The sequence below is a fragment of the Myxococcus sp. CA039A genome (assembly GCF_013336645.1).
In the GTDB taxonomy this organism is placed as follows: Bacteria; Myxococcota; Myxococcia; order Myxococcales; family Myxococcaceae; genus Myxococcus; species Myxococcus llanfairpwllgwyngyllgogerychwyrndrobwllllantysiliogogogochensis.
This window is the reverse complement of the sequence record NZ_JABUMQ010000576.1, coordinates 1-3,159: the sequence shown is the minus strand read 5'-3', so window position 1 is coordinate 3,159 and position 3,159 is coordinate 1. Positions and strand designations below refer to the sequence as shown.

The 3,159-nt window shown below is 69.5% G+C and carries 1 protein-coding gene; it reads right to left on the bottom strand.

Going from position 1 to position 3,159, the window contains the following annotated elements:
• Nucleotides 1–3,122: amino acid adenylation domain-containing protein (locus HR086_RS45880; protein WP_373564449.1), on the bottom strand; the 3,122-nt coding region annotated here is incomplete at its 3' end.
• Between the last annotated feature and the right edge of the window lie 37 nt (nt 3,123–3,159).

Here is a 3,159-nt window from a genome sequence, read left to right as displayed (position 1 = left end):
TCGCTCAGCTCCCGCTCCAACACTCCCACCGACCATCCGTCGAACACGATGTGATGCACCACCCACACCAACACGTGCTCCGCCTCCCCCACCTTCAGCACCTTCGCCCTCAGCAGCGGCCCCCGCTCCAGGTCGAACGGCCCGCGCGCCTCCTCCTCCACTCGCGCCAGCACGTCCCCTTCCTCCACCTCCTCCACGCGCAGCTCCAGTTCCACCGCCTCCTGGATTCGCTGCACCGGCCGGCCGTCCACTTCGCCGAACGTCGTCCGCAGTGACTCGTGTCGCCTCACCACCTCGCGGAACGCGTCCTCCAGTGCCTGCACATCCAGCCGGCCGCTCAGCCGCCGCGCGAAGGGGACGTTGTAGGAAATCCCTCCCGCGTCGAGCTGCGAGGTGAGCCAGAGCCGCTGCTGCGCGAAGGACTGCTCCACCACGCCACCATGCGGCTGGTGCGTCAGGGGTGGCGGCTGCACGCCATGGTTTTCCTCGAGTCGCTCCGCGAGCCGCGTCACGGTGGGAGACTCGAACAGGACTCGCACGGGCAGCTCCCGGCCCAGCACCTCGCGCAACCGCGACACAGCCCGTGTCGCCAGCAGGGAGTGTCCCCCCAGTTCGAAGAAGTGGTCCTCCACGCCCATCCGCGAGAGGCCCAACAACGGCGCCAGCACATCGGCCACCACTTGCTCCATCGCCGTGCGCGGTGCCACGTACTCACCTCGCGCGTCCTCCGCTCGCGGTGATGGCAGCGCCGTCCTGTCCAGCTTCCCGTTCAAGGTCAGGGGGAAGGCCGGCAGCGGGACGAAGGCCGAGGGCACCATGTACTCGGGCAGCCGTGCCTGCGCGTGCGTGCGCATCGCCTGGGGCGTCAGCGCCACTCCCACGGAGGGCACGAAGTACGCGACGAGCCACCGACCTCCGGGCCCATCGTCCCGGGCCAGCACCGCCACCTCACGCACCTCGGGATGCGCGGCAAGCGCGGCCTCCACCTCGCTCAGCTCGATGCGAAAGCCTCGGAGCTTCACCTGACCGTCCAGCCTGCTGGCGAACTCGAGCGTCCCGTCGCGCAGGAAGCGCACCCGGTCCCCCGTGCGGTACAGCCGGGCTCCCGGCTCCGCGCTGAAGGGATGCGGCACGAAGCGCTCCGCGGTCAGCTCGGGCCGGCGGAGATAGCCCCACGCCAGTCCATCGCCCCCTGTGTACAGCTCGCCCCACGCGCCCACCGGCACCAGCTCCAGGGCCGCGTCCAGCACGTAGACGTTCGTGTTGGAGATGGGCCGACCGATGGACACCGACGTGCCGACTCGCGCCGGGTCCGTGAGCCGATGGGTGGTGGTGAAGGTGGTGTTCTCCGTGGGGCCATAGCCGTTGACCACGCTTCCACCCCGCGCCAGCCGCGCGCGGACGGCTCCCGGCGACACCACGTCACCTCCCGTGAGGACCTGACGCACGCTCGCCAGGGCCTCGGGCCGGGTGGCCATCACCTGCTCGAAGAACGCGGAGGTGAGCCACAGCGCGGTGATGCCATGGCGCGACAGCGCGCCCTCCAATTCCTCCACCGAAGGCGAGTGCTCGGAGAAGACGACCAGCCTTCCTCCGTTGAGCAACGGGCCCCACAGCTCCAGCGTGGCCGCATCGAACGAGATGGGCGCCAGTTGGAGGAAGACCTCCCCTGCTCCCAGCTCGGCGAAGTGAGCGCCCTTCACCAGTCGCACCACGGCCCGGTGTGGAATGCACACGCCCTTCGGCCTTCCGGTGGAGCCGGAGGTGTACATCACGTACGCCAGCGCCTCCGGTGGGACGGGCACGCCCGGCGCCTCGTCGTCCTCCGAGTCAGCCGGCTCCGATGAAAACTCCAGCGGCAGGATGTGCATGGCCATGGCGGGGAGCCGCGAACGCAACGAGGGCTGGACCAGCAGCACCTGGAGCCCCGCGTCCTCGCACATGAAGGCCAGCCGCTCGACGGGATACGACGGGTCCAGCGGCACATACGCGCCGCCGGCCTTGAGGATGCCAAGCGTCGCCACCACCATCTCCAGCGAGCGCCGCGTGAACAGCCCCACGCGACTTCCGGCCACCACACCCCGCTGCCGCAGCAGCCGCGCGAGCTGCCAGGCCCGCCGATTCAGCTCGGCATAGGTCAGGTGCGCGCCCTCGAACTCCACCGCGACGGCGTCGGGCGTGCGCGCCACTTGCGCCTCGAACACCTCGTGGATGCTCGCCTCGCGGGGATACTCCGTCCGCGTGTCATTCCACGCCACCAGGAGCTGCTCACGTTCGCTGGCGCTCAGCAGGGGCAGCTCCGAGATGCGCTGCTCGGGATGTGCCACCACCGACTCGAGCAACCGGACGTAGCGCTCCGCCAGTCCCGTCACCGTCTCTTCATCGAAGAGGTCCGTGTTGTATTCCCAGTACGTCACCAACCCTCGGGGCGTCTCCCGCGCGAACAGGGTGAGGTCGAACTTCGACACGCCCGGCTCCAGCGGAAGGTCCGAGACGTCCGCGCCTTCGAGCGCCAACGCCGAGGCCGGCGCGCCTTGGAGTACGAAGGCCACCTGGAAGAGGGGCGAGCGACTCAAGTCCCTCCCCGGCTGGAGCGCGTCCACCAGTTGTTCGAGCGGCAGCTCCTCGTGCGCGAACGCACCCAGGCACGTGCGCCGCACCCGCTTGAGCAACTCCTGGAACGACACATCCTCGACGCGTGCTCGCAGCGCCAGCATGTTGGCGAAGAAGCCGATCATCCCCTCCAGGTCCCTGGAGCCGCGTCCCGCGAAGGGAGAACCGACGACGATGTCCCGCTGTCCGCTGTAGCGCGAGAGCAACGCCTGGAATCCCGCCAGCAGCGTCATGTACAGCGTCACCCCCTCCTTCCGACTCAGCTCGCGCAGGGGGCCCTCCAACGCCTCGAGCGGGGCCATCCACTTCAAGGCTCCGGCGAACGTCTGCACCGCGGGCCTCGGGCGGTCCGTCGGCAGCTCCAGCACCAGCGGCGCTCCCGCCAACTCCTCCTTCCACCACGCCAACTGCTTCTCCAGCACCTCCCCCTTCAGCCACTCCCGCTGCCACCTCGCGTAGTCCGCGTACTGCACCTCCAGGCCCCGCTCCTCCCCCTCCTCCCCTCTCACCCTCGCCCCGTACGCTTCGCTCAGCTCCCTCTCCAAC